At 56.4% G+C, this 23,682-nt stretch carries 23 protein-coding genes and 1 tRNA gene; 19 read left to right on the top strand and 5 right to left on the bottom strand.

The genetic code is table 11. The features are described from left to right. Positions 1 to 75: 75 nt before the first annotated feature. Together rplM and rpsI are read left to right on the top strand one after the other, a co-directional pair. The gene (gene rplM, locus Abci_RS02410; protein ID WP_048837561.1) at positions 76 to 552 is read left to right on the top strand and encodes a 50S ribosomal protein L13; all 477 of its coding nucleotides are present in this window, start codon (positions 76 to 78) and stop codon (positions 550 to 552) included. Positions 553 to 557: 5 nt separating this feature from the next. Continuing rightward, positions 558 to 1,043, top strand: coding sequence for a 30S ribosomal protein S9 (rpsI, locus tag Abci_RS02405; RefSeq protein WP_048837560.1), 486 nt, complete (start codon positions 558 to 560; stop codon positions 1,041 to 1,043). A 66-nt stretch (positions 1,044 to 1,109) separates the two neighbouring features. On the opposite strand, the gene Abci_RS02400 is transcribed toward rpsI, so the two are convergent. Both Abci_RS02400 and Abci_RS02395 read right to left on the bottom strand, forming a co-directional pair. Continuing rightward, positions 1,110 to 1,631, bottom strand: a complete 522-nt coding sequence (locus tag Abci_RS02400; RefSeq protein ID WP_048837559.1) for a GNAT family N-acetyltransferase — start codon at positions 1,629 to 1,631, stop codon at positions 1,110 to 1,112. Between the two features lie 83 nt (positions 1,632 to 1,714). Further along, the gene (locus Abci_RS02395) at positions 1,715 to 3,301 is read right to left on the bottom strand and encodes a S10 family peptidase (protein WP_146806918.1); all 1,587 of its coding nucleotides are present in this window, start codon (positions 3,299 to 3,301) and stop codon (positions 1,715 to 1,717) included. 152 nt (positions 3,302 to 3,453) lie between these two features. Here Abci_RS02395 and Abci_RS02390 point away from each other — a divergent pair, with 152 nt between their 5' ends. Further along, the gene (locus Abci_RS02390; RefSeq protein ID WP_048837557.1) at positions 3,454 to 4,233 is read left to right on the top strand and encodes a hypothetical protein; all 780 of its coding nucleotides are present in this window, start codon (positions 3,454 to 3,456) and stop codon (positions 4,231 to 4,233) included. 92 nt (positions 4,234 to 4,325) lie between these two features. Here Abci_RS02390 and Abci_RS02385 read toward each other — a convergent pair whose 3' ends face one another. Together Abci_RS02385 and Abci_RS02380 are read right to left on the bottom strand one after the other, a co-directional pair. Continuing rightward, positions 4,326 to 6,107 (bottom strand): DEAD/DEAH box helicase, encoded by a 1,782-nt coding sequence (locus Abci_RS02385; RefSeq protein ID WP_048837556.1) that lies wholly within the window; start codon positions 6,105 to 6,107, stop codon positions 4,326 to 4,328. A gap of 115 nt (positions 6,108 to 6,222) precedes the next feature. Next, positions 6,223 to 8,148, bottom strand: coding sequence for a hypothetical protein (locus tag Abci_RS02380; RefSeq protein ID WP_048837615.1), 1,926 nt, complete (start codon positions 8,146 to 8,148; stop codon positions 6,223 to 6,225). Between the two features lie 157 nt (positions 8,149 to 8,305). Between Abci_RS02380 and Abci_RS02375 the strand changes: the two genes are divergently transcribed. From Abci_RS02375 to Abci_RS02325, 11 genes are all read left to right on the top strand, one after another. Further along, positions 8,306 to 8,707: a VOC family protein gene (locus tag Abci_RS02375; protein WP_048837555.1), complete on the top strand. Its 402-nt coding sequence runs from the start codon at positions 8,306 to 8,308 to the stop codon at positions 8,705 to 8,707. A 72-nt stretch (positions 8,708 to 8,779) separates the two neighbouring features. Continuing rightward, the gene (dapF, locus tag Abci_RS02370) at positions 8,780 to 9,592 is read left to right on the top strand and encodes a diaminopimelate epimerase (protein ID WP_048837554.1); all 813 of its coding nucleotides are present in this window, start codon (positions 8,780 to 8,782) and stop codon (positions 9,590 to 9,592) included. Continuing rightward, on the top strand, positions 9,589 to 10,833 hold the full coding sequence (gene mtaB / locus Abci_RS02365; protein ID WP_048837553.1) for a tRNA (N(6)-L-threonylcarbamoyladenosine(37)-C(2))-methylthiotransferase MtaB: 1,245 nt from the start codon (positions 9,589 to 9,591) through the stop codon (positions 10,831 to 10,833). Before dapF ends, mtaB begins: the two co-directional genes overlap by 4 nt. A 1-nt stretch (position 10,834) precedes the next feature. Next, a complete protein-coding gene (gene ftsY / locus Abci_RS02360) occupies positions 10,835 to 11,773 on the top strand; it encodes a signal recognition particle-docking protein FtsY (protein WP_048837552.1) in 939 nt (312 codons plus the stop codon). 119 nt (positions 11,774 to 11,892) lie between these two features. Continuing rightward, positions 11,893 to 12,192 carry an AtpZ/AtpI family protein gene (locus tag Abci_RS02355; RefSeq protein ID WP_048837551.1) on the top strand — a complete coding sequence of 100 codons (300 nt, stop codon included), beginning with the start codon at positions 11,893 to 11,895 and terminating at the stop codon, positions 12,190 to 12,192. Between the two features lie 61 nt (positions 12,193 to 12,253). Next, complete coding sequence (locus tag Abci_RS02350) at positions 12,254 to 13,003, top strand: F0F1 ATP synthase subunit A (protein ID WP_048837550.1); 750 nt, start codon at positions 12,254 to 12,256, stop codon at positions 13,001 to 13,003. Between the two features lie 52 nt (positions 13,004 to 13,055). Continuing rightward, complete coding sequence (locus tag Abci_RS02345; RefSeq protein WP_003624142.1) at positions 13,056 to 13,280, top strand: ATP synthase subunit C family protein; 225 nt, start codon at positions 13,056 to 13,058, stop codon at positions 13,278 to 13,280. Between the two features lie 38 nt (positions 13,281 to 13,318). Further along, positions 13,319 to 13,909, top strand: a complete 591-nt coding sequence (locus Abci_RS02340; protein ID WP_048837549.1) for a F0F1 ATP synthase subunit B family protein — start codon at positions 13,319 to 13,321, stop codon at positions 13,907 to 13,909. Positions 13,910 to 13,942: 33 nt separating this feature from the next. Then, positions 13,943 to 14,440, top strand: a complete 498-nt coding sequence (locus tag Abci_RS02335) for a F0F1 ATP synthase subunit B family protein (RefSeq protein ID WP_048837614.1) — start codon at positions 13,943 to 13,945, stop codon at positions 14,438 to 14,440. Between the two features lie 27 nt (positions 14,441 to 14,467). After that, positions 14,468 to 15,223 carry a glycosyltransferase gene (locus Abci_RS02330; RefSeq protein WP_048837548.1) on the top strand — a complete coding sequence of 252 codons (756 nt, stop codon included), beginning with the start codon at positions 14,468 to 14,470 and terminating at the stop codon, positions 15,221 to 15,223. Then, entirely contained in the window at positions 15,217 to 16,920 is a 1,704-nt protein-coding gene (locus Abci_RS02325) for an ArnT family glycosyltransferase (protein ID WP_048837547.1), read from the top strand. Before Abci_RS02330 ends, Abci_RS02325 begins: the two co-directional genes overlap by 7 nt. A gap of 106 nt (positions 16,921 to 17,026) precedes the next feature. Here Abci_RS02325 and Abci_RS02320 read toward each other — a convergent pair. Further along, positions 17,027 to 17,102, bottom strand: a tRNA-Thr gene (locus tag Abci_RS02320). A 168-nt stretch (positions 17,103 to 17,270) separates the two neighbouring features. Here Abci_RS02320 and Abci_RS02315 point away from each other — a divergent pair. From Abci_RS02315 to Abci_RS02295, 5 genes are all read left to right on the top strand, one after another. Then, complete coding sequence (locus tag Abci_RS02315; protein ID WP_084597486.1) at positions 17,271 to 18,767, top strand: paraquat-inducible protein A; 1,497 nt, start codon at positions 17,271 to 17,273, stop codon at positions 18,765 to 18,767. 47 nt (positions 18,768 to 18,814) lie between these two features. Then, positions 18,815 to 20,467 (top strand): PqiB family protein, encoded by a 1,653-nt coding sequence (locus tag Abci_RS02310; RefSeq protein ID WP_048837546.1) that lies wholly within the window; start codon positions 18,815 to 18,817, stop codon positions 20,465 to 20,467. Between the two features lie 4 nt (positions 20,468 to 20,471). After that, positions 20,472 to 21,176, top strand: coding sequence for a PqiC family protein (locus Abci_RS02305; protein ID WP_048837545.1), 705 nt, complete (start codon positions 20,472 to 20,474; stop codon positions 21,174 to 21,176). Between the two features lie 156 nt (positions 21,177 to 21,332). Continuing rightward, positions 21,333 to 22,181, top strand: a complete 849-nt coding sequence (locus Abci_RS02300) for an ABC transporter ATP-binding protein (RefSeq protein WP_048837544.1) — start codon at positions 21,333 to 21,335, stop codon at positions 22,179 to 22,181. A gap of 5 nt (positions 22,182 to 22,186) precedes the next feature. Then, positions 22,187 to 23,647, top strand: a complete 1,461-nt coding sequence (locus Abci_RS02295; protein ID WP_048837543.1) for a hypothetical protein — start codon at positions 22,187 to 22,189, stop codon at positions 23,645 to 23,647. Positions 23,648 to 23,682 lie beyond the last annotated feature (35 nt).

Below are 23,682 nucleotides of genomic sequence, written 5' to 3'. Positions count from 1 at the left end.
CTCTTGACTGAAAGATGGCAACCCCTCATAACGCGCCATCTTTACAAGCCTACAGTCTTAACGGAATCATACTCTATGAAGACCACCCTCTCGCTGAAACCTGCGGAGGTGACGAAGAACTGGATCCTGATCGATGCCGAAGGTCTCGCTCTTGGTCGTCTCGCCGTCATCATCGCTAACCGCCTGCGCGGCAAGCACAAACCCCAGTTCACCCCACACGTTGACTGTGGCGACCACGTGGTTGTCATCAACGCTGAGAAAGTGGCACTGACGGGCAACAAAGCTGGTCAGAAGCTGTTCCACTACCACACGGGTTACCCCGGCGGTATCAAGACTCGCACCATTGCACAGCGTCTGGGTGGCAAGAACCCTGACCACGTTGTTGTAAAAGCTGTTGAGCGCATGATCACCCGTGGTCCGCTGCAGCGCCAGCAGATGCGCAACCTGCATGTTTATGCTGGTGCAGAGCACCCGCATGACGGTCAGAAGCCGCAGACTCTGGACGTTGCGGCTCTGAACCGCAAAAACGTCGTTAACGCGCAGAAAGGCTGAGCATCATGTCTGAAACTCAGGAACGTACAGGCACGCTGGCTGATCTGAAGGATGTTGTTGCTACAGCTCCTGAAGCCCCTGTCTATGAAGTAAAGCGCGATGCGCAGGGCCGCTCCTACGCTACGGGTCGTCGTAAAGACGCCGTTGCTCGCGTATGGATCAAGCCTGGTAAAGGCGACATCACAGTAAACGGCCGTCCGGTTGGCACCTACTTTGCCCGTCCGGTTCTGCGTATGCTGCTGACCCAGCCTTTCCTGGTTGCTGACCGCTACAACCAGTTTGACGTTGTGTGCACGGTCACCGGTGGTGGTCTGTCCGGTCAGGCTGGTGCAGTTCGTCACGGTATCAGCCGCGCGCTGACCAACTACGAACCAGCACTGCGCAGCATTCTGAAAGCCGCAGGCTTCCTGACACGTGACTCCCGTAAGGTTGAACGTAAGAAATACGGTCGCGCCAAAGCCCGTCGTTCCTTCCAGTTCAGCAAGCGCTGATCTGTCAGAACGCAGCTTTTGCTTCGTCCAGAAAGGGCGGGAGAGGGTTTCCTCTCCCGCCTTTTTTTATGCCGTGGTACTGGCGGTGGGGTGCAGCGCTAGTTTGCTGCGCCCGGGCCTGTGACCTGCCTGCAAGGTGTCACGAAAGCCCAGTTTTTCGAGCAAGAGCCAAGAAGGCTTATTCTCTGGTCGGCATTCAGCAATAATCTGTCTTTTTGGGAAATGCGTTTGAAGCATGGCAATCACTGCTGAGACGGCTTCCATCGCAATGCCTTTGCGGTGATGCTCAGGGTGTACCCAATATCCAACTTCAATGTCCTGAGGCTCCAGAAGATGCGTGCCAATCACGGCCACCATATCTGGCTGGTTTTTAAGCCAGACGCCTACAAGGCGGTCTTTTCCATCCCCTTTGCCCGCAAGCAGTGTTTCCGCATCTTTCAGAGTAAACGGGGTCGGAAGAAAATGCACAATCTCCGTAATCTCTTTATGATTTGTGAGTTTTTGGAGTGGCTCTGCATGGCCTTCATTCAGAGGCGCCAAATGCAGGCGTTGTGTCTCCTGTGTCGGGAGTTGAGCGAGAGTGTCCATAAAGGGCGCTTTTCTGACTTATGGAGTGACTTCAGCCATTGCGCCCCAAAACGAGTGTCGGTTTTGGGGCGCAGCTTTTGGGGTCAGGGGCTGAGGAATGCCTGCACATCGCGCGCAAGGGCGGCGCGGCTGTCAGTGCGTGTATAAAGCATGTGCCCACCTGGGTAGAGGTGCAGCCCAATACGGTTACGGCCTACAGGAATATGCTCGGCAACCCAGCGTGAGCTGGCAAAGGGGCACGCCAGATCATAATACCCATTGGCAATAAAAATCCGCAGGGTTGGGTTAAGGGCCAGCAGGCGGCGCAAAACCGGTATCTGGCGGGCAACTGGCTCACCATTGCCTTTGAAGTCCCACGCGGCATTCACCTTCATGCTGAGCAAGTTGTAAGACAGGTCAGTGTGAAAGTTTAAGCTGTCGGCAGCATAATGCTCAAATGCACTGCCATAGGCGCGCCCAAACCCTGAAAGAGTGGGGTCGGGGCTGTCGCCATTATCTACCCCTTCAGGGAAGGGGTCAGCAATGGAGAGGGTGCCATCATACAGGGTGTATAACCGGCCATCGCGGCTGCGGACGTCATGGGCGAAAGGCTGAGGCGCACCGCGTTCTTTGGTAATAACGTCCAGCGGCAGGCCGCTATGAGTGGCAACATCGGTATAAAATGCCTTGGCGTCTTCGCCGGTGAGGGGCGTGTTGGCCAGTGTGGAGAGATATGGCCCCAGGGCATAGTGGTAGGCTTCGTCCAACTGATGTGCCGCAGTGTCCGGGGAAAGCTTGTGCTGGAGCGCCAGACGCGAGGCCTCAAAAGAAGGCAGCAGAAGCGCAGACGCCAGCGGGCTGTTGGCGGTATCCAGCAACAGCATATCAAGGGCTGGGGAAATCATGACAATGCCGTTGACCATCAGGTTCTGCTGTTGTGCCAGGGCATCGGCTACTTCTATGGAGCGAATGCCGCCGTAGCTTTCGCCAACCAGATACCGTGGGGAGGCAAGGCGCTTGTTAGTGTTGGCCCAGAGCTGAATAGCCTTGGCAAACGCGCTGGCATCCTGCTTTACGCCGTAAAAAGTTTTATCCGCTGTTTTTTCGTCAACCGGAATGGACCATCCTGTGCCGGGTGCATCCAGAAACACCATGTCCGTCTGCGGGAGCCAGCTATCAGGGTTGGGGGCCAATTTGGCGTTGGCGCCATCTGTCGGGTTACCGGTCGGGAAAGACAGAACGGTTGGGCCAGCAGCACCCAGATGCAGGTAAGCTGTGGCAGCACCCGGCCCACCATTAAAGAAGAACGAGATAGGGCGTTTTGCAGGATCTGCACCGTCTTGTGTGTAAGCAACATAAAAAACACGGGCTGTCGGCTTGCCAGCGTTATCACGCAGCACAAGCGTACCGGCGTGGGCTGTGTACGCAATTTTATGCCCCGCGAAGGTTTCTGTGTGATGCGTAAGAGAGTCTGGCGGCAAAAGGGCTGCCGCGCCTTCAAATGTAGGGGCTGCGGTTTTGGTGGCGTCTGTCTGTGCAGCCACAGGTTTGGCTGCGGTTGTCTCCGCAGTGGCGCAAAGTGGCGCAACGGACAGGCACAGAAAAGCCGAAAGACTTAAAGCGGCACAACCCGGCAAGGAGTGAGGTGGTCTGGTAGATGTCGTCTTTTTTGATAGAAATGATGCGGACATTAAGTATTCCTGTGTACAGAGAGAAATAAAACCAAATGGTTCTGTGCGGTGCTTTCTAGCGGGAAGGAGCCAAGGCGTTTTTTTGACAAAATGTCATGGTTAACACACTGCCGTTACCCTGCTGATTATCAGGGATAAGGAAAGGATTATTCATGCGCTCCATTCAAAAAATTTCCATGGTGGTTTTACCCCTTGCAGCGCTTATGCTGTCTGGAACCGTTGCCTCCGCGCAAGAGCAGGTACAACAGGGGTGGGACAACACACGGAGTGCTGTCAAGAATGATACGAAGCAATTGTCATCCAGCTTCAAAGATACATTCAAAAATGCCCGTGACAGTTTGACGTCATCCGCTGATCAAACCAAACAAGGGTGGCAGGACAAACTGAACTCTGCTCAGAAAACGGCCAAGGAGCAGTGGAACAACGCGGACGCCTCCACACGTAAACGCCTTGAATCCGAGCGCGATAGTGTCAAGGATGTAGGCAAGGCAGCGCGTGACAAATGGAATAATGCCAGCGATGAAACCCGCCAGAAATGGCAGGACAAAGTCAGCAACACGCAAAAAGAAGCTGAGAACAAATGGAAGAATACTGACGAGGCAACCCGCAAAAAGCTTGAGTCTGAGCGTGACAGCATAAAGAACGCCGGTAAAAATGCGCAGGATAAGTGGAACAACGCAAACGAGGAAACCCGTCAGAAGTGGCAGGACAAGTTTGATACGTCCAAAAACACTGTAGAAAACAAAATCAAGACTGCGGATGAGGCCACACGCCAGAAATGGCAGGATAAACTGAAGGCCACGCAGGACAAGTACGATACAACCAAAAAAAGCTGGAACAACACGGGCGACAGCACACGCAACGCCATTAAGTCCCAAAAAGACCGGTTGAAAGCGGACTGGAAAGACGCAACCAGCCTTCCAAAACTCTAAGAGGTTTGGGGGAGAGGCAAGTTGCCTCTCTGCAAAGCGGTGCAATAAAAAACGGCCCTTCCAGATGGAAGGGCCGTTTTTGTAATCAAGCTTTAGAAGCTTTTACGCTTGCGGCTGGTTGCCCCTTTAAAAGGCCGATCCCCGCCACCACCAGCGCCACCTTTGCGGGGTGGGCGCTTGCTGCCAGCACCCGGTCCGGCACCGCCGCCCGGTTTGCCACGGAAACCACCCTGACGGGGGGCTTCTGCAGGTTCAACAGAGATCTCATCCGGATCAGTTGCAGCAGCACAAGACTGGAAGCGTTCAGCTTTATCCTGCGCAATTTCCACCAGAGTATGGTCTGGCTGAATGCGAATAGCCCCGATGTCCTGCTTTTTAATACCACCCAAGCGGCACAGCATAGGCACCAGCCATTTTGGGTCGGCCTTGTCTTCACGCCCAACGGACAGACGGAACCATGAGCCTGCTTCACGCGGGCCACGTTCGCTGCGTTCACCGCGTTCCGGGCGTTCACCGTCACGGGTTCTCTCACGCGGGGCTTTTTTGATAGAGCCGGGGGAGAGCACGCGCACACTGGCTGGTGTTGGCAGGTTCTGGCTCCACATGGAAATCAGAGCTGCGGCCAGTTGCTGGGAGGAATGGCTTTCCGTCAGCTTGGCAATCAGGTCATGCATCTCACCGCTTTCCGGCACCTGCACATTCAGTGCCGGGGCAGCCAGAAGGCGTTCGGCGTCAGCATTGGCAATGGCTTCCGGTGTTGGGGCACCGCTCCATTCAGCTTCAACCTTTGCGGCTTCCAGCAGGCGTTCCGCCAGACGGCGGCGGCTTGCAGGAACCAGCAGAACGCAGGTGCCTTTACGGCCCGCACGGCCTGTACGGCCTGAACGGTGCAGCAGCGTTGCCGGGTTGGAGGGCAGGCTTGCATGAATAACCAGACCAAGGTCCGGAATATCAATACCACGGGCTGCCACGTCTGTTGCCACGCATACACGGGCCTGACCGTGGCGCAGGCTTTCAATGGCGCGGCTGCGTTCGTTCTGCCCCAGATCACCGGAAATGGCGACGGAGGAGAACCCACGTTCCGTAAGAATGGCCTGTAACTGGCGCACCGCTTCACGGGTGTGGCAGAATACGATTGCAGAGGGAGATTCCATCAACCGCAGAACATTAACAATGGAGCCAGCCATATCGGACTGGTCTGTCAAAATGGCGCGGTAGGAAATGTCGCTGTGCGGTGCGCTGCCGGTTTGTGTGTCAATGCGCAGGGCATCGTGCTGGTAGCGGCGGGCAAGGGCTGCAATTTCACGCGCAATGGTAGCGGAAAACAGCAGGGTGCGGCGCGTGTCCGGCATGGCTTTGAGCAGGGTTTCCAGCTCATCACGGAAGCCGAGGTCCAGCATTTCGTCCGCTTCGTCCAGCACAACGGCGCGCAGGTTGGACAGGTTCAACTGCCCGCGTGACAGATGGTCACACAAACGGCCTGGCGTTCCCACAACAATGTGGCACCCGGCAGAAAGCGCACGGGCTTCCTTGCGCGGTTCCATACCGCCTACGCAGGAGACAATGCGGGCACCGGTCTGACCGTACAGCCATTCCAGTTCGTTCCGAACCTGCAGGGCAAGTTCACGGGTTGGAGCAATAACAAGAGCCAGCGGTGCACCCGCATGCGGGCAGCGGCCAGACTCTTCAAGCAGGGTGCTGGCCATGGCCAGCCCGAAGGCTACGGTTTTACCGGAGCCGGTGCGGGCTGAAACCAGCAGGTCCCGCCCCTCGGCTTCAGGGGCGATAACAGCCGCCTGAACAGGGGTTGCGGAATCATACCCACGAGCAGCAAGGGCGCTCGCAAGAGAGGCGGGGGCATTCTGAAAAGGCATACGTCTTTAGGTCCAGGCAACAAGAATAAGGTGGGGATAAAGGTTCCCCGCTTTAAAGGCCAGACTCTGGCCGGAGAACTTTTGCCCATAGGCGCTTTTTGAGAAGCGTGCCCTGTTACTGGAACGGCAGGTAGCGGAAGTCCAGAAATATCTGACTCATATTTGTATCCGGGCCTCCACCTTGGCCTTTCCAGGCGTCTCTGCGGGAGTACGCAAGCTGGGCTCCAGCCTCAACAGTTCCGTACTTTCCTTTGAAGAACCGGTACCACGCGCCGATGGTTGCTTCCATGACACTGCGCGTGTTGGCAGTGCAGCCCAGCGTGGACAGTTCAATGCCACAGCCAAGGTTGGAGTAGGTCGGGTTGCCGTACCCATAAGCCCCCCCGGTGCCGTAGCTGGAATAACGGCGGCCTGCGGCCTGGTAGCCAAAATAACCATACACATCAATGCGTGGGTTGGGGTGGGCAATAATACCCCCTGTTGCCTGAACGGAGGGTATGGGGTCCGGCTCTCCCGTAGCTTTCAAGGTGGCGTCTGGCAGCAGGACCGAGCCATAGCGCCCAATACCTACGCCAGCCAGACCAGCCAGCCGGACCTCCACTTTGTGGGGGATGACTGGCAGCACCATGGAGCCACCACCGCCGCCAGCAATGGCCGTGTTGTTATGGCCCTGACCTTCCGTTGCGACTCGGTCATGTGGAAAATGCAAGATCCCTTCCGCTTCGTAATGGCCCCAGGACGGGTCCCATGCCACCTTGGCAATAACGTCCGGAGCAATCTCGTTGGAGAAGGGGGCATCGTTCGTCAGGCCTGTACCATTGCTGCTGATGGTCGCAATTCTGCCGTTAGGCAGGCGTACAGCCCCATCATTATTGGTGAAGCCCGTGGTGTCATACAGAGTTTGCGGGTTTTCAATAGACAGCCCAAGCCACAGACGATGCTTGAAAAAGTCTTCCACAAACCGGAACTGCAATTGTCTGGCCCATGTCTGGCCAGCCAGCATGGAGGCCTCAATGGTTTCCGGCAGGCTTTCCTGCCGTGGCGTAATGCCAATCCGGCCCGGTGTCAGCATGGTCCACGCCTGACCCGCCAGGAAATGGAAATTGATGTCGCTATTATCGTAAGCCAGATAAAGCTGACGCATACGGAAGGCGTAGCTGTTACTCTCGTAAGCGTCTGTTGTGGCGGCCCCAGCCCCGAAGTCCATTTCATAAAAACCGGAAATGGTGGAGTGGGCATCCACATTGCCCCGCGCCATGAGCGAGATACGGCTGTAGCGGGCGCTGCCCTCAAAGTTGTTGGTATGGTACCGCGACTCGTTAGGGTAGGGCATGGCTTGCCAGTAATTGAACGTACCGGACGGCACATGCCGGTTTTCCAGCACAGTCGAGGCATCCAGAAAGCCACCCAGGATCAGGCTGACAGGTCCCATATGGAACACGCCATGGTCGCCCAATGCGCCCGCCGCCTGTGCGCCCACGGTTTCACGCGGGTGAGGGCCAACACCATTTTCTGCCAGATGTGAAATAATGTCTTCCGCACGGTGGCCAATCACGGCCTCAACATCCGGCTTGTCATCTGCGCCAGAAAAAACGGCTTCTGCATCCGGGCCGGTGGCATGGTGGAGGTGCGGGCCGCGCGTGTTCATGGCCGTGGTTGTATGGCCGCCGGTAGCAAGATGCTCGGCTGGCGTGGTGGCAGCCCACTGGCTTTCCTCACCAGCTTCTGAGGGGGGCGTTATATGGCCGCTTCCACCATGCCGCACTGTGCTGCCGCTTTTGCCGCCGTGGGTCAGTGCGGCCCTGTGAGCCGCAATCTGCTTTTGCATGCTGACAAGCGTTTTTTGCAGTTCCATCTGCTGCGCCTGAATACGCGCCATCTGCTTTTCCAGCACATCTAGGGAAGCGCTGTCGTCTCCTGCGGCGTGTGCCACATTAAAATAAGGCGCGGTGAGGCTGCTGGTTGCAAGAACAGAACCAACAAACAACAGAGTACGCGCGCGCAGGACAGTCGAACCCGACAAGGAACGAAAAAAAAGCATGGTTTTACGGATAATCCAGGCAGAGATGATGTGCCTATTTGTGAACCATTTATTTGTGGGGTGCGTAAAGAGCACATTATTTAAAAAATAATTTCATGGCGCTTTGTGTGTGCATTATAAGCATAAAAATAATTATAAAGTTAAACGGAGAGTGACTGTGGCAAAAATGATCCATTCGATGATCCGTGTGCTCGATGAGGCACGGTCATTGGCGTTTTATGAGCTGGCTCTGGGCCTGACGGTCGCAGAAAAAATCGAATTTATTGATTTTTCCCTCATCTACCTGTCCAACGCGGAACAGACCTTTGAGCTCGAACTGACTGTCAACCAGGGGCGGACCGAATCTTACGACCTGGGGAATGGGTACGGGCACCTTGCCGTGTCTGTAGAGGATGTTCGGGCCGAGCATGCACGCCTGTCAGAGGTTGGCCTGACCGTTACCCCGATCAAGACGTTTGAAAATGATGGCCGGGTTGTGGGTACGTTTTTCTTCCTGACCGACCCAGATGGGTATAAAATAGAGGTGCTTCAGCGCGGCGCGCCGGGGCGTTTTCTGTAAAACCTGACACGTCAGGTCAGTGGCCTGCTTCCATTATGGCGTTAGCAGGCGCACTGGCTTATAAGGCGCACCATGCTGACCTCCTTTCACAAGATGCACGGACTTGGGAATGACTTTGTCATTCTTGATGAACGTACCGCTCACCTGTCCCTCACGCCCGTGCGTATTGCCGCACTGGCGCACCGAAAACGGGGGATCGGGTGTGATCAACTGGTCACGTTACGCCCGGCATGTGCGGAAGGGGCGGATGTGTTTGTACGCTTCTTTAATCCTGATGGGTCAGAAGCCGGAGCCTGCGGCAATGCCTCCCGCTGCGTGGCAGACCTTATGTGGCGTGAGAGCGGTAACCGCACTCCTGTGCTGCAAACGCGCGCCGGTGTGCTGCCTGCCAGTATTGCAGAAAACGGTCAGGTGACTGTGGATATGGGTGAGCCAAAGCTGGAGTGGCAGAACGTGCCCCTGGCGCACGCGCACGACACACTCCACCTGCCGTTGCCCGGAGACCCGGCAGCGGCGTCCATGGGGAACCCCCATGCGACATTTTTTGTCAGTGATTTTGATATGCTGAACCAAGGTCATGCGTTGGAGCATGATGCGCTGTTTCCTGAACGTGCCAATATCGGCTTTGCAAAAATTGAAAGCCCAACCCGTATGCGCCTGAAAGTGCATGAACGTGGCGCGGGTGTTACCGAGGCCTGTGGTTCCGGGGCCTGTGCGGCAGTGGTCAATGCAGCGCGGCGTGGCCTGACCGAACGTACCTGCACCGTGGAACTGGATGGCGGCACATTGCATATTGAATGGGCTGCCAATAACCACGTGCTCATGACTGGCTCTGCAACTCTTGCTTTTGAAGGGACAGTCGTTCTGGCTGACTACCCCTCATGACCAAACCGGAAATTCTTACCTTCGGCTGCCGCCTGAACACATGGGAAAGCGAGGTGATGCGCGAACACGCAGCCGCGCTGGATGATGTGATTATCGTAAACACCTGTGCTGTGACGGGTGAGGCCGAGCGGCAGGCGCGTCAGGCCATTCGTCGTGCTCACCGGGACAAGCCGGGCGCACGCATAGTGGTGACAGGCTGTGCTGCCCAGATTGACCCAGACCGCTGGGCTGCCCTGCCGGGTGTTACCCGCGTGCTGGGAAATGAGGAGAAGCTCAAGGCGGATAGCTGGTCTCCTGCTGCCATGCAGGAAGCCCGAGCGGTATCAGACATCATGGCCGCCAAGGAAACAGCCGCCCATCTGGTGACGGAATTTGCAGGGCGTACTCGTGCGTTTGTGCAGGTGCAGCAGGGGTGTGACCACCGTTGCACGTTCTGCATTATTCCGTTTGGCCGTGGTCCCTCCCGTTCGGCTCCTGTGGGTGTTGTGGTGGAGCAGGTCCGCGCGCTTGTCGAATCGGGCTATCGTGAAGTCGTGCTCACAGGCGTTGACATGACATCCTGGGGCGGAGACCTGCCAGGCACCCCAAGCCTTGGTCAGTTGTGCCGCCGTGTGCTGGCGTTGGTGCCGCAGCTTGAGCGCCTGCGTCTGTCCTCCGTGGACCCCGTGGAAATTGATGATGACATCTGGCGGTTGCTGGAAAACGAGCCACGCTTCATGCCGTATCTGCATCTCTCATTGCAGGCAGGGTCAGACCTTATCCTCAAGCGCATGAAGCGCCGCCATCTGGCTGAGGATGCCGCACGGGTTATCGCCCGCGCCCGTGCCCTGCGCCCGGGGCTTGGTATTGGTGCGGACGTGATTGCTGGCTTCCCGACAGAAGATGACACCCTGTTTGAGGAAACCCGCAGTTTTCTGGCGGAGCAGGGGATCCCGTACCTGCATGTCTTTCCGTATAGCGAGCGACCCGGAACGCCAGCGGCCAGAATGCGTGCAGTTCCCGTACCAGAGCGCAAGGCCCGTGCCGCCCAGTTGCGGGATGTAGGGGCCAAGGCAGCACGCGCCTATTTTGAAACTTTGATGGGGCAGGATTTGCGGGTGCTGATGGAAACCCCTACATCCGGCCATAGTGAACAGTTTGCCCCGGTGCGTCTGGCGCAGGGTGAAGCAGAAATTGGTGAGATTATCAGCCTGCGTGCCATAAAGGTGGAGGACACCGGCCTGCTGGCGGAAAGGGTTTGAAATGGCGCTAGGTTTTTTTTCTCGCCTGAAGCAGGGCTTGTCCCGCTCTACGCAGAAACTGGGTGGAGGGCTTACCTCTGTCTTCACCAAGCGCAAGCTGGATGAGGAAGCGCTGGAGGAACTGGAGGACCTGCTGATTACCGCAGACCTCGGCCCCAACGTGGCGGAGCGTATTATCGAGTCTTTCCGCCGCTCCCGCTTTGGTGCGGAGGTAACGGACGAAGAAATCCGTGATGCTCTGGCGGAAGAAATCGCGACCATTCTTGAACCTGTGGCCAAGCCTTTTGAACCCGACCCGACGCATAAACCGCATGTTGTGCTGGTGGTGGGGGTGAATGGTGTGGGGAAAACCACCACCATTGGCAAAATGGCCCGCTCCTTCGGGGAGCAGGGCAAAAAAGTGATGATGGTGGCGGGTGATACCTTTCGTGCCGCAGCTGTTGAGCAGTTGCAGGTGTGGGGGGAGCGCACAAACTGCCCCGTTATTGCCGGCCCACCCAATTGTGATGCCGCCGGTCTGGCCTTTGAGGGCTTGAAGCGCGCTACGGCGGAACAGGCGGACCTGCTGTTTATCGACACCGCAGGCCGGCTGCACAACAAAAGTGCGCTTATGGAAGAATTGGCCAAAGTCATTCGTGTTATGCGCAAGTTTGACGAGACGGCTCCGCATACGGTGCTGCTGGTGCTGGATGCCACAACTGGACAGAATGCCATGGAGCAGGTGCGTGTGTTCCGTGAGCTTGTGAACGTGACCGGCCTTGTAGTGACCAAGCTTGATGGCTCTGCCCGTGGCGGCATTGTTGTGGCGCTGGCGGATAGCTTTGGTCTGCCCGTACACGCGGTCGGTGTGGGGGAGCAGGCGGAAGACCTGCGACCGTTTGAGGCTCAGGATTATGCCCGCGGGTTGGTGGGTTTGCCTGAAGCCGAGAAAAAAGAGTAACGCTAAACCGCTTTTTTTTGCGGAAGTGACGGTTTTTCCCGCACGTGCAGGCGATGCTTCCTTGACAGGGAATACCAGCCCCGTTAGCAAGCGCCTGCACCCCTCTGGAGGTGCGAAGTATGGGCGAAGAAAGTAACGAGTCTTTTGCCAAGCGTCTGGATGCAGCCGAGCGCCGCTCCGGAAAGCTGGTGAAAGAGGAAAAAGCCGCCGCACAAGGGCAGGACGAGCAATCTCTTCCTGCACTGGCACTCCGTGCAGGGACAGAAATGATCTCTGCGCTGGTTGTGGGTGTGGCAATAGGCTGGGGATTGGACCATTGGTTCAAAACCCGTGCTATCTTCCTGATCATCTTCGCGCTGCTGGGCGGAAGTGCAGGAGTGCTGAATGTCTGGCGGCTGGTCAAACCACCCCAGATCTAAAAAACAGAAGGCTGCAAGCCGTGGGTTAAGACCCGGTGCAGTAAGGGTTAGGAGAGCGGTTTTGGCGGGCGGTTCCAGTATCGACGTACTTGGTCAGTTCGAGCTTCATCCCGTTCTTGGCGGGCTTGGTGACGCACTGCGCTTCAGTCAGTCTCCCTTATACATGATCGTGGCTGTGTGCCTCGTTCTTGCTTTCCTGTATTTCGGTATGCGTCCTGCTGCTGTAGTGCCCGGTCGCTTTCAGGCTGCTGCAGAAGTCTGCTACGAATTTATCAGAAATATGGCGCTGGATACCATCGGGCCAGAAGGTGCAGCCTTCTTCCCGTTCATCTTTACGCTGTTTTTCTTCATTCTGGCAGGTAATTATCTGGGTCTGCTGCCTTTCTCCTTCACCTTCCCCAGCCATATTGCGGTAACGCTTGGTCTGGCTGTTATGGTGTTTCTGCTCACGGTTATCGTGTCTCTGAAGGTTCAGGGTTTCCGCTTCTTCGCGCACTTCATGCCGGCTGGTGCCAGCATGGCTCTTGCGCCGCTGCTGATTCCGATTGAGATTCTGTCCTTTCTGTCCCGCCCCGTGAGCCTGTCCATCCGACTGTTTGCTAATATGGTCGCTGGGCACGTCATGTTTGAAATTTTTGCAAGCTTCGTTGTCATGCTCGCCGGTTTTGGTGTGGTGGGTGACGTGTTTGCAATCGGGCCAATCGTCATCAACATGGCGCTTGTGGCTCTTGAGTTGCTTGTTGGTGTGCTGCAGGCCTATGTGTTTGCCATCCTGACGTGCATCTACCTGCGGGAGGCCGTGGCTCACTGAGCTGCTTTGCCCGTTTCGTTTGAACTGTACTTTAAACAAGGAAGTGACTGATATGGACATCGCTGCAGCCCGGGAAATCGGTGCAGGTATCGCCGTGATCGCCCTTGCCGGCGTTGGTATCGGCCTCGGCAACATCTTTTCAACGCTGGTGAGCAGCATTGCTCGCAACCCAGCTTCTCGTCCGCACGTGTTCGGTCTGGGCATGCTCGGCTTTGCGCTGACAGAAGCTATCGCTCTGTTCGCTCTGCTGATCGCGTTCCTGATTCTCTTCGTCTAAGACACGGCGAGTTAAAGGGAGGACTTCCTGTGGGTGTCATGATCAAGACTGTTCGTGCCGGTGTGCTCGCTGCGTTATCCGGCGTGTCTTTTCTGGCCATGGCGGCACCAAGTGCCCACGCCGCAGGGATGCCTCAGCTGGATTTTCACAACCCTCTGGTGACCGGTCAGGTTATCTGGGGGGGCGTGATTTTCCTTGGTTTTTATCTGGTGCTCAGCCGGGTTATGCTGCCACGCGTTGGCCGTGTGCTCGAAGACCGTAGTACGCGTATTTCGAATGATCTCGAAGTTGCTCGTGCTGCCAAGCTGGACGCTGATAATGCCGTGGCAGAACTCCAGCAGGCGCGTAGAGATGCCCTGTCTGAAGCTCAGGCCAATCTGAAGCAGGCGCTGGACGAAGAACAGCGTATTGCAGAACAGAAAATGGAAGAAATTAACGCACGTCTTGGCGCAGAAATTGCTGACGCTGAAAAACGTGTGGCTGCTGAAAAGCTGCGGGCCTTTGCTGCACTGAAAGATATTGCAGCAGAAACCACCCAGTCACTTGTCAGCCGCCTGACCGGTGCACAGGCCGACCCCGCACTGGTTGCACAGAAGGTCGAAGGCGCAACGGCATACCGGACTGTTTGACCGGCTCCGAGAGGAATAATCATCATGAATGGCATTTTTCACGAAGCAGGTTTCTGGGTCGCGGTTTCCTTTGTCCTGTTCTTTGTTTTCTTCGGTCGTAAAGTCTGGGCGCCCATCACCACAATTCTGGACAGCCGCGCTGCCCGAATTCGTGAAGAGCTTGATGAAGCAGCCCGTTTGCGCCGCGAAGCCGAGCAGATGCTGGAAGACGCCACGCGTGAGCGTGAGCAGGCTCTGGTTGAAGCCAAATCTATGATCGAGCAGTCCCGCCTGCATGCCGCGCAAGCTGCAGAAAAGGCCCGCGCTGAAGCTGAAGCCGCTGTAAAACGGCATGAGCAGATGGCGCGTGACCGTATCAACGCTGTTGAGCGTGCGGCTATTAAGGAAGTGCGTCAGGCAGCAATTGATGTCGCGGTTGAAGCAAGCCGTGGGGTTATTGCAGACTCTCTGACAGCAAAAAATGCAAGTGCCCTCATTGATGGCGCTATTGCAGGCCTGCCTGCTGCTCTGGCCGCCCGTCGCGCGGCCTGATTGCAGCGTCATGCTGTGTGATCTGGTTTGAACGACCAATCCTCTCTTCGGGGTGAAAAACCCCCGATCCTGAGTATCGTTATCGCAGTTCTGAATGAGCGCGATAACCTACCGTTCGTCTGTGAAGAACTGGCCGATGCGTGCCTTGATCTTCCCGCAACAGAAATTATTTTTGTAGATGATGGCAGCCAGGATGACACGGTTGCCGTGTTGCAGCAGCAACGCGCAAAATGTCTCCCGTCTCTGCGTGTTCTGTCGCACGACCATTGTTGCGGTAAATCTGCGGCGCTGCGTACAGGCATAACAGCGGCAAAAGGGCAGTGGATTGCCACTATTGATGGCGATGGGCAGGATGACCCGCGTGAATTGATAGCCCTTCTGCATCTGGCGCGCTCAGCAAATGGCACACCTCCTTTGGTAGTGGGGGTCAGAAAACGCCGTAAGGATGGCTGGTCCCGCCGTTTTGCTACGCGTTTTGCAAATGGTCTTCGTCGCCGTTTGTTGCGTGATGACTGCCCGGATACCGGCGCTCCCATAAAACTGTTCGAGCGTGCTGCATTCCTGCGTCTGCCGCAGTTTGAAGGTCTGCACCGTTTTCTGCCAGCGCTGCTTAATTCCTATGGCGTGCCGCTGTTGTGCCATCCGGTAAAACATCGGCCGCGCCTGCACGGCCAATCAAAATATACCAACCTCAATCGCGCCATCGTTGGTGTGCGTGATTTGTTGGGTGTCATTTGGCTCCGTAACCGCACACGGTTACCAAAAACGGTTAAAGAATGCTGAAAGCCTTGGTAACGGGGCAGGGGCAACGTCTTTCCGGGCGTGCTCTGGCTCTTCTTGGGCTTGTTGCGTTTTTGCTCTTCTTGCCGGGTCGGGCCGCTACGCCGCCTTTTGACCGGGATGAGCCGCGCTACATGGAAGCCACAGCCCAGATGCTGGAAAGTGGTAACTTTGTAGATGTGCGGTTTCAGGACAAGCCGCGTTATCTTCAACCCGCAGGTATTTACTGGCTGGAAGCAGCGGCAGTTGCCGCCACCGGCACATTAAACGACAGAGCTGTATGGGCGTATCGTATCCCGTCTCTGCTGGCCATGTCTGCGGCCGTTATGCTGACCGCATGGATTGGGTCGGCCCTTTTTGGTGCGCCGGCGGGTGTTATGGCCGCCGTTTTTCTTACGGTGTCAGTGCTTGTAACGGCAGAAAGCCGTATGGGCACAATTGATTCCACCTTGCTCTTGACTGTTCTGCTGGCACAGGTCGCTTTGGTGCGTGCCCTGTTGGACCGTGAAAACGGGCGTCAGACGCGCTGGCAGACGCCTGTACTGTTCTGGTCTGCTATTGGGTGCGGGCTTATGCTCAAAGGCCCGGTCATCCTTATCCCGTCTTTGGCAACACCGCTGGCTCTGGGTCTTGTTGAGCGTAATTTCAGTCTATGGCGTAAAATGCGCCCGGCATGGGGGTGGCTCATTGCGTTGGCCATCATGCTCCCCTGGTGTGTGGCCATTGGTGTTGTAAGCCACGGAGCATTTTTTAAAAATGCGGTCGGGACCAATTTTCTGGGTAAGGTGGCGTCCGGCCAGCAGGCACATGGGTTGGCACCGGGCTACCATGTTCTGGTCTTTCTGCTGGCCTTCTGGCCGGGGTCGTTTTTCGTGGCGGCAGCGTTGCCTGCTGTCTGGAAAAACCGTCAGAGCCTGATTGTAAAATATCTGCTCTGCTGGATCATCCCGCATTGGGTTGTATTTGAACTCATAGCAACCAAACTGCCCCATTACGTTCTGCCAACCTATCCTGCGCTGGCAGTATTAACGGCAGGTATGCTCATGCGCGGCGGGGCTGTTTGGCAGCAATGGCCCAAGGCGGTTTGGGCACGGGCAGCATTGGGCGTGTACGGTGCGGCGTGGGTCTTGGTTGGTCTGGCCCTCGCTTTTGCTGGCCCCATTTTAATGTGGCAACTGGAGCATGTTGTATCCCTCTCGGCACTTATTGTTGCAGGGGGCTGTCTTCCACTTGTTATTCTTTCGGCCATCCTGCTCTGGCGTTCGGAACTGCGGAAAGCAGTGCTGACCAGTGCGGCCTGCGCCGCACTCCTCTATGTAGGCCTGTTTACTGTGGTCGTGCCACGCTTACACAGCATCTGGCTTGCCCCGCGTCTGGCAGAACTTGTGAATACCCATCGGCCCTGCGGTGCTGAGACCGAGGTTGCGTCTGTTTCCTTTTCCGAACCCAGTCTGGTTTTTTTATTGGGTGGGAAGGTAAAGCTGGTCGGGGTGACACAGGCCGCAGACTTTATGCGCACTAACCGTACCTGTGGCGTTGCCTTGGTGGATGAAAAAGCACGTACTGCTTTTCTAAACGCCTTGGGGGCAGACGCAGCGCAAGTGGTGTCACGCGGTATGGTTTCCGGGCTGAATTATTCCAATGGGCATCATCTGGCCATCAGCCTGTATGCTCTTACACAGCCAACACAAACACCCTGACCAAAGCAGGGTGGGAGTAGGGCCAAGCAGTTTGTGAAAGCTGTTAAAACAGTTCACTGCCATAAGGCTGCTACAATACACTTAATATGTAAGGGAAAATAAAAACTGGTGCCCGCTGGAGGATTCGAACCACCGGCCCCATCATTACGAATGACGTGCTCTACCAACTGAGCTAAGCGGGCGTAACCAGTTTTCGAGGGCTAGCTATCATGGTGGTGCCATCAGCGCAACCTGAAATATTGCAAAGACAAAATTTTGTGCAAAATATGTGAAGGACTTAGGGCCCGCATAGCTGCAATCTGGCACACGGCCTATTACATGCAGCGTCATTCCGTTTTAAGGTTGCTGTCATGAATGCGTCACGCTTTACAGACCTGCTGCGAGAGGTTGTTTCGGCTGAACAGACCATTCCAGTCGATGAAACCCGGCATGTTGATGTTGTGCGGGACGTTATCGAATGTCCGTGTTGTGGTCTGTTTCAGAAACTGCCGCCGTTGGAACCGGGCACGCAGGCGCGCTGCCCGCGCTGCAACCAGATGCTGGACCGGCGGAACAAGACGGCTCCTATCGCGACCCCTCTGGCTTTTTGTATCAGCTCAGCGGCGCTGTATCTGGCCATGCTGTTCTCCACCCTCATGATTCTGGATCTGTACGGGCGGCAGCGTACGGTCGACATTATTACCGGTCCTATTGAACTGCTCCATGAGGGGTGGGGTGAGGTTGGCGTGTTGGTGGCTATTGCCACAGTGCTGGCACCAGGTATCGTCATTGCCATGATGGGCATGATCCTGACGTCTGCCCTGCGCCCCACTCTTCCATCATGGGTGCCCCATCTGCTGAAATGGTATGAACTTCTGCGCCCGTGGTCGATGGTGGAAGTTTATATTCTCGGGGTTTTTGTTGCCTATACCAAACTGGTCGATCTGGCATTTGTAGAAGTAGGGGCCGCCGTTTATCTGGTGGCAGCTTTGATGCTGACCATGGCTGCTACCGATGCAACGCTGGATACGGAACTGATCTGGCAACAGCGCAAGGTGGACAGCACAATGCGTACCAAGCAGGGTACGCGCATTCCGGTCCGGGCTGTCTCAGTTGAAAAAAACGGGGCATTGGCACCGTCCAGCAATCGGCTTTCCTGCCTGAGCTGCGGTCTGGTGCTTGAATTTGACCATGCCATTTCCCCCACGGAGCCAGCAGGATATTGCCCGCGCTGTGGGCATGTGGTGCGCCAGCGCAAGGCCAACAGTTTAAGCCGAACCACGGCGCTGCTGGTTTCCGCAATGGTCTTTTATATACCTGCTAACCTCTACCCAGTGATGACCGTGATAAAAATGGGGAATGGCAGTGGCCATACCATTGTAGAAGGCGCTGTGGAGCTATGGGAGGGCGGGATGATACCACTTTCCATCCTTGTGCTTTTTGCCAGTGTGACTGTGCCTGTCCTCAAGATGGTTGGCCTGACAGAAATGGTATGGTGCATCCGGCGCGGCACACGCAAAGGGCTGGCTCTGCGTTCCAAACTCTATAGAATTATTGATATCGTGGGCCGCTGGTCCATGATTGACGTGTTCATGGTCTCTATTCTGGTGGCCATGGTGCGGTTCAGCCATCTGGCCAGCGTTACGGCAAATGGTGGTATGGTTTGTTTTGCCGCCGTTGTTGTTCTAACCATTTTTGCCGTGCATACCTTTGACCCGCGCCTGATGTGGGATGCGGTTAAAGAGGCGCAGCCACAGGGTGGGGTAGACCCGCACCCCACTACTTTCCCCGGTCCGGATGGGACCGCCCCGCATGTGCCCGCAAGTGCACAGGCTTATTTAGGTAATATGGAGCCGGACCAGGCGTGAACGGACAGAATTCTCATCAATCTCCCCATTCCGGCGAGAGTGGCAGCATGCCAGATGCCGTCGTGCGCCGTATCAGGTTTTCCATTATCTGGATTATTCCGGTCTTATCCGTCCTGATCGCAGGGTTTCTGGTCTGGCGCAGTTTCGCCAGTAACGGCCCGGAAATCACCATTGTTTTTGACACGGCAGATGGCCTGACCAGCGGGCAGACTCAGGTTAAGAACAAGGCGGTGGTGCTTGGCACCGTGCAGCATATTTCCCTGACGGATGACCTGCGGCACGTCAAAGTGCGTATCCGCATGAACTCCGGCACCAGTGATATGCTGACAGACCATGCCCGCTTCTGGGTTGTGCGCCCGCGCATAAACGGGGCCAGCGTTACCGGGCTGGAGACGCTGATGTCTGGCGCGTATATCGCGTTTGACCCAGGGACTGCGGCCGATGGTCATGCAAAACGTGTCACGACCTTTCAAGGCCTGGAAGCCCCTCCCGGTGTCCGGTCAGATCAGCCAGGCCGGACTTATACCCTCATAGCACCGTCTATCGGGTCTATCGGTCAGGGCGCGCCCGTCTTCTTCAGGGATGTGGATGTTGGGGAAGTGCTGGGTTACACCATGCCGCCCGGCGGGCGTGGGCCGATTCTCATTCAGGTTTTTGTTCGTGAACCCTATGACCGCTACCTGCGCACCGACACGCGCTTCTGGAATGTCTCCGGCGTGCAGGTTGGTTTTGGGGCCGGCGGTCTGAAGGTGCAGTTGCAGTCCATTCAGGCTCTCTTCTCCGGCGGTGTGGCCTTCGGGTTGCCCCGTGACGGGACCGGAGGCGATGAGGCACAGGAAGCCCCTGTGGATACGGTCTTCAAACTGTATGACAGCAAGGAAGAAGCAGACAGCGCGGGCTACCATGAACGTGTGCCGCTTGCCACTTATGTGACCTCCTCGGTCAAGGGGCTGGCACCGGGTAGTCAGGTCACCATGTTCGGAATCCAGATTGGTAACGTCACCAGTGTGAAATTGGATCTGGACCAGAAAACCGGCCACCCGCGTGTGCGTATCGGAATGCAGATTCAGCCGGAGCGCGTGCTGGATGCCAAGGACATCAAGCATGGCACGCTGACAGAAATGTTCAGAATGCTGGTGGCCAACGGCCTGCGTGCGTCAACCGACAGTGCCAGCTTCCTGACGGGTGAGACCATGATCTCGCTCAATTTCATCAAGAACCCGCCAGAGGCCACCACAAGCATGGAAGGGCCAACGCTGGTTATTCCCAGTCAGGCAGGTGGCATGAATGGTATTATGGATTCGCTCTCAACCGTGGCGTCCCGCTTGTCCGCCATGCCGTTTGAGCAGATTGGGGTGAACGCCAATAACCTTCTGGCCAATGCGGATAAAACTCTGACCAGCCCGGACATCAAGCAGTCTCTGGCTAGCCTGAGGGTTTCCATGAAGAACCTACAGGATATGAGCACCCAGATGCGTAAGGGGGTTGGCCCGCTGATGGACCGCCTGCCGGAAATGACCAATCAGCTTGATCAGGCAGTCCAGAACGCCAACCGCCTTCTGGGGAGCTATGGTGGCAATAGTGACTTCCACCGTAACCTTCAGGCCATGGTGCAGCAGCTTGGGCAGACCGCGCGTTCGTTGCGCTTCCTGTCAGAGTTCCTGACCAATCATCCCTCAGCGCTGCTTTCTGGACGGTAATGCTATGAAACGCTTTTCTTCTGCTCAGCCTGATCAGGGCTTCTCGACCCGCCGTAGTGTTCTGTTCGGCGTTGTGGGGCTGGGGGTTATGGCAACTACCCTGACGGCATGCTCCGGTGCAGGGCCTACCTTGTACACGCTGGCTGTTGTACCAAGCCAGCAGCCACAAGCGGGTGGCCCGCGCTATGTTGAGGTCAGGTTGCCGACCATCGCCTCCGGGCTGGATCGCGACCGTATTGTAACCAAGGATACAGGGTACCAGCTCACCGTTTCCAAAAACGATGCGTGGGGAGATTCACTGGCAGGGCAGGTAAGCCGGGCTCTGGCGGCTGACCTGGCGCAGCGCCTCCCCGGCACCGCAGTTTTTGCAGAAAACGATGCTGTCACCACTCAGCCGGAAGCCTATGTCGAGCTTTCCATAACCCGTTTTTCTGAAGGGCCGGATGGCCGCGCTGAGATAGAAGCTGCCCTGTCAATTCAGGCTGCGGAAGCTGGTGCGCCAGCAGGTGGCACACCGTTCTATTTGCAGCGTCTTCGTTTGCAAGGCGCTGCCTCCTCGGGTTCCGTTTCATTGGTGCGTGAACTCAGCCAGCTTGTGGGGAACATTGCAGATACCGCCGCCGCACAACTGCGCCTGCTACCGGTGCAAGTCCCGCAGGGGGCACCTTCCTCCCGCGCTTCTATCCCGGCTGGTACGGTTGCCAGATAAGTTTGCCCGCCTTTCCGCCTCTGCCCGCCCGCATCTGCTTCAGGGTGGAGGAGGGGCGGGGGCGTGCTGCGCCAACAATCCGGCAGTGTAACGTCTTGACGGCCATCCAGCCACACAGGCACCATAAACAGCATAGTCTGTAGCGGAGTCAGAAGTGTGTCTGGACCTGTATTTCCATTAGAAATTACGTCACTTACCAAAGAATTTAGCACAAAACGCGCCCTTGATAATTTCAGCCTGACCCTTCAACAGGGGGAAATTGCAGCTCTTCTCGGCCCGAATGGTGCAGGAAAGACAACCCTGATCGGATGCCTGCTTGGTTTTTTGTCAGGGGATGCCGGAAGTATCCGCCTTTTTGGTCAGGATATTGCGCATCTGACCCCTGAGGTCCGTAATCGGGTCGGGTTTGTACCCCAGACCATGACCGGTTTTACATGGTTCAAGGTGGGGGAGTTGCTGTCCTACCTAGCCGATTACCGCCCCGCCACAACACCGCAGGATAACCGCTGGCTTGACTGGGCCGGGCTGAACCCTGCTGCCCGCATCAAATCTCTCTCCGGGGGTGAGCGGCAGCGGTTGGCCATTGTGCTGGCGCTGCGTTTCCGGCCAGACCTCATTGTGCTGGATGAACCCGTTGCCAGCCTTGACCCCCAAGCCCGGCATGATTTCATGCGCCTGCTGCCAGACTATGCGCATCAGCATGGGGCCACGGTGCTCGTTTCCTCTCATATTATTTCTGACCTTGAGGCCATCTGTGATCGTTTCGTGATGATGCGCCACGGAAAACTGGTTCTGGATATTTCCAAGAATAATCTTCACCAGCAGGTGCGGTATCTGTCAGCCCTGCCGCCTGAGGGGTGGGGTTTGACCCTGCTTGCTCCGGCAGAAGATGGTGGCTTCTGGGTAGAGGGGTGGCACGCCGCTCTTGATCAGGCCGCCTTACAAGAGGGGGTGGTCGCCACACAGCCAGATGTTGAAACACTGTTTCTGGCCCTCTCACGATGAGGAACATGCAGCACGCTCTGCGGCTTTATCTCTCCCCGGTATTTTTCCGGGAGAACTACGCGTTTCTTACCGGAGTGACGTGGAGCACGGTCGCCTTCTTTGTGGCGTTTCAGGACCATGCCGCAACGCACTGGCAAAATGGTATTTTCAAATTGCCGGAGTCTTTTTCGCTTTGGTGGTGGTTAGGCTTGCAAGGGCTGGTGGCGTCTGGTGCGGCGCAGTACTGGCGGCAGGTGCGTAGCCCTTTAGCCAGCATGACACCGGGCATGATCGCGGCAGAATACAAGGCTATCCATGCTGTATTGGCCTTCATCATGCTGCTTATGGCGGTGCCGCTCCTTTATCTTGGTGCGCCTCTGTTGAATATTCTGGCGCAGGAGTCCCTTTCTCTAGCCTTATCTGTCAACTCAGATACGGCCACCCCCAAAGCCTTACGTGGACCAATACGGCTGTTTCGCGCTCTGTTATTGATGGGTGTTTTTGTGCTCTTCCTGTTTCCGCAGGTTCAGGAGCGCCTGTTGTCCCTGCCTTGGTATATGGCTTTAGGTCTGTTGGTTGTAGGGACGGCTCTGACAGTTATAGAACTGGCACATACACCCCGGCCTGCCGTTGGGCAGGAGGGCGCGGGACAGCAAAGCGTTAGTATTAAAGCTGTATCTTTTCGCGGCAGGAGCAAGGGCAAGCCTTCTCGTTCCGTAGAGGCAGCACCGTCTTCCCAAGATGCAGCGCAAAGGGGCAGCGGACTGATACGGGTTATGCTTTGGCAGTTTCCGTGGTTACGCAATCCGCCTGTTCCCAACACCATGATGTCACCGGGGCCGGTTGGCTATCTGGCAGGCTGTGTGCTGGCGGTTGTAAGCATTTTTATTATGCACGCGCTGTTGGAAGTCTTGCAAACGTTTGCAGTACCCAACTGGGCCGCCCTTAAGAAGTCCATGCTTATGGCACCGCAGCTCATTTGCATCATGTCAGTCAGTGGTCTGGCCTCATGGATGCAGGTCAGGGCGGACTGGCCGTTTCTCCTGAATCTGGCGGGGTATGGCACACGTCTGGACTTTGCCTGGGCACTTTATGCAACCCATGCCAAGCGCACCGTGCAAAATGCGGTGTTTGCTACAGTGATATGCAGCCCTTTAGGCATTTTTCTAGCTGGCCTGCACTGGTCCAGGCTGCCAGTAACCTTGCTGGCTATATTCTGTATTGTTGTTGGAATAGGGTATTTGCCCAGTCTGGGGCTTATCTTCAGCCCTCGTAAAAACAGGCCAGCCCTGACCCAGCTTTTAACTGCGGGCGGCAGCATCATTGGTGTGCAGTTGGCGCTAGGCCTGCTGTTTTCCCATCATACCGTGCCGGTATGGGCTTTGGTGGTGATGGTGGCAGGTATTCCGTTTAGCGCAGTTATGGCCTGGTTGGCCCCACAGGCTTTGGCGAAAGCAGACTGGCCTATTGAACCAGCAGCCCCCTGACCATACGGCAATAAAAAAGGCCTCTGCTACGGTCT

It is taken from the genome of Acetobacter cibinongensis, assembly GCF_000963925.1.
Taxonomy (GTDB): Bacteria; Pseudomonadota; Alphaproteobacteria; order Acetobacterales; family Acetobacteraceae; genus Acetobacter; species Acetobacter cibinongensis.
The sequence above is the reverse complement of the archived record's forward strand: the minus strand, read 5'-3'. Positions and strand labels throughout refer to the sequence as shown.

Bases quoted from the DNA above. Each gene is read 5' to 3' on its own strand.
- rplM (WP_048837561.1), top strand. From the start codon at position 76: ATGAAGACCACCCTCTCGCTGAAACCTGCGGAGGTGACGAAGAACTGG.
- rpsI (WP_048837560.1), top strand. From the start codon at position 558: ATGTCTGAAACTCAGGAACGTACAGGCACGCTGGCTGATCTGAAGGAT.
- Abci_RS02400 (WP_048837559.1), bottom strand. From the start codon at position 1,631: ATGGACACTCTCGCTCAACTCCCGACACAGGAGACACAACGCCTGCAT.
- Abci_RS02395 (WP_146806918.1), bottom strand. From the start codon at position 3,301: ATGTCCGCATCATTTCTATCAAAAAAGACGACATCTACCAGACCACCT.
- Abci_RS02390 (WP_048837557.1), top strand. From the start codon at position 3,454: ATGCGCTCCATTCAAAAAATTTCCATGGTGGTTTTACCCCTTGCAGCG.
- Abci_RS02385 (WP_048837556.1), bottom strand. From the start codon at position 6,107: ATGCCTTTTCAGAATGCCCCCGCCTCTCTTGCGAGCGCCCTTGCTGCT.
- Abci_RS02380 (WP_048837615.1), bottom strand. From the start codon at position 8,148: ATGCTTTTTTTTCGTTCCTTGTCGGGTTCGACTGTCCTGCGCGCGCGT.
- dapF (WP_048837554.1), top strand. From the start codon at position 8,780: ATGCTGACCTCCTTTCACAAGATGCACGGACTTGGGAATGACTTTGTC.
- mtaB (WP_048837553.1), top strand. From the start codon at position 9,589: ATGACCAAACCGGAAATTCTTACCTTCGGCTGCCGCCTGAACACATGG.
- ftsY (WP_048837552.1), top strand. From the start codon at position 10,835: ATGGCGCTAGGTTTTTTTTCTCGCCTGAAGCAGGGCTTGTCCCGCTCT.
- Abci_RS02355 (WP_048837551.1), top strand. From the start codon at position 11,893: ATGGGCGAAGAAAGTAACGAGTCTTTTGCCAAGCGTCTGGATGCAGCC.
- Abci_RS02345 (WP_003624142.1), top strand. From the start codon at position 13,056: ATGGACATCGCTGCAGCCCGGGAAATCGGTGCAGGTATCGCCGTGATC.
- Abci_RS02340 (WP_048837549.1), top strand. From the start codon at position 13,319: ATGATCAAGACTGTTCGTGCCGGTGTGCTCGCTGCGTTATCCGGCGTG.
- Abci_RS02325 (WP_048837547.1), top strand. From the start codon at position 15,217: ATGCTGAAAGCCTTGGTAACGGGGCAGGGGCAACGTCTTTCCGGGCGT.
- Abci_RS02315 (WP_084597486.1), top strand. From the start codon at position 17,271: ATGAATGCGTCACGCTTTACAGACCTGCTGCGAGAGGTTGTTTCGGCT.
- Abci_RS02310 (WP_048837546.1), top strand. From the start codon at position 18,815: ATGCCAGATGCCGTCGTGCGCCGTATCAGGTTTTCCATTATCTGGATT.
- Abci_RS02305 (WP_048837545.1), top strand. From the start codon at position 20,472: ATGAAACGCTTTTCTTCTGCTCAGCCTGATCAGGGCTTCTCGACCCGC.
- Abci_RS02295 (WP_048837543.1), top strand. From the start codon at position 22,187: ATGCAGCACGCTCTGCGGCTTTATCTCTCCCCGGTATTTTTCCGGGAG.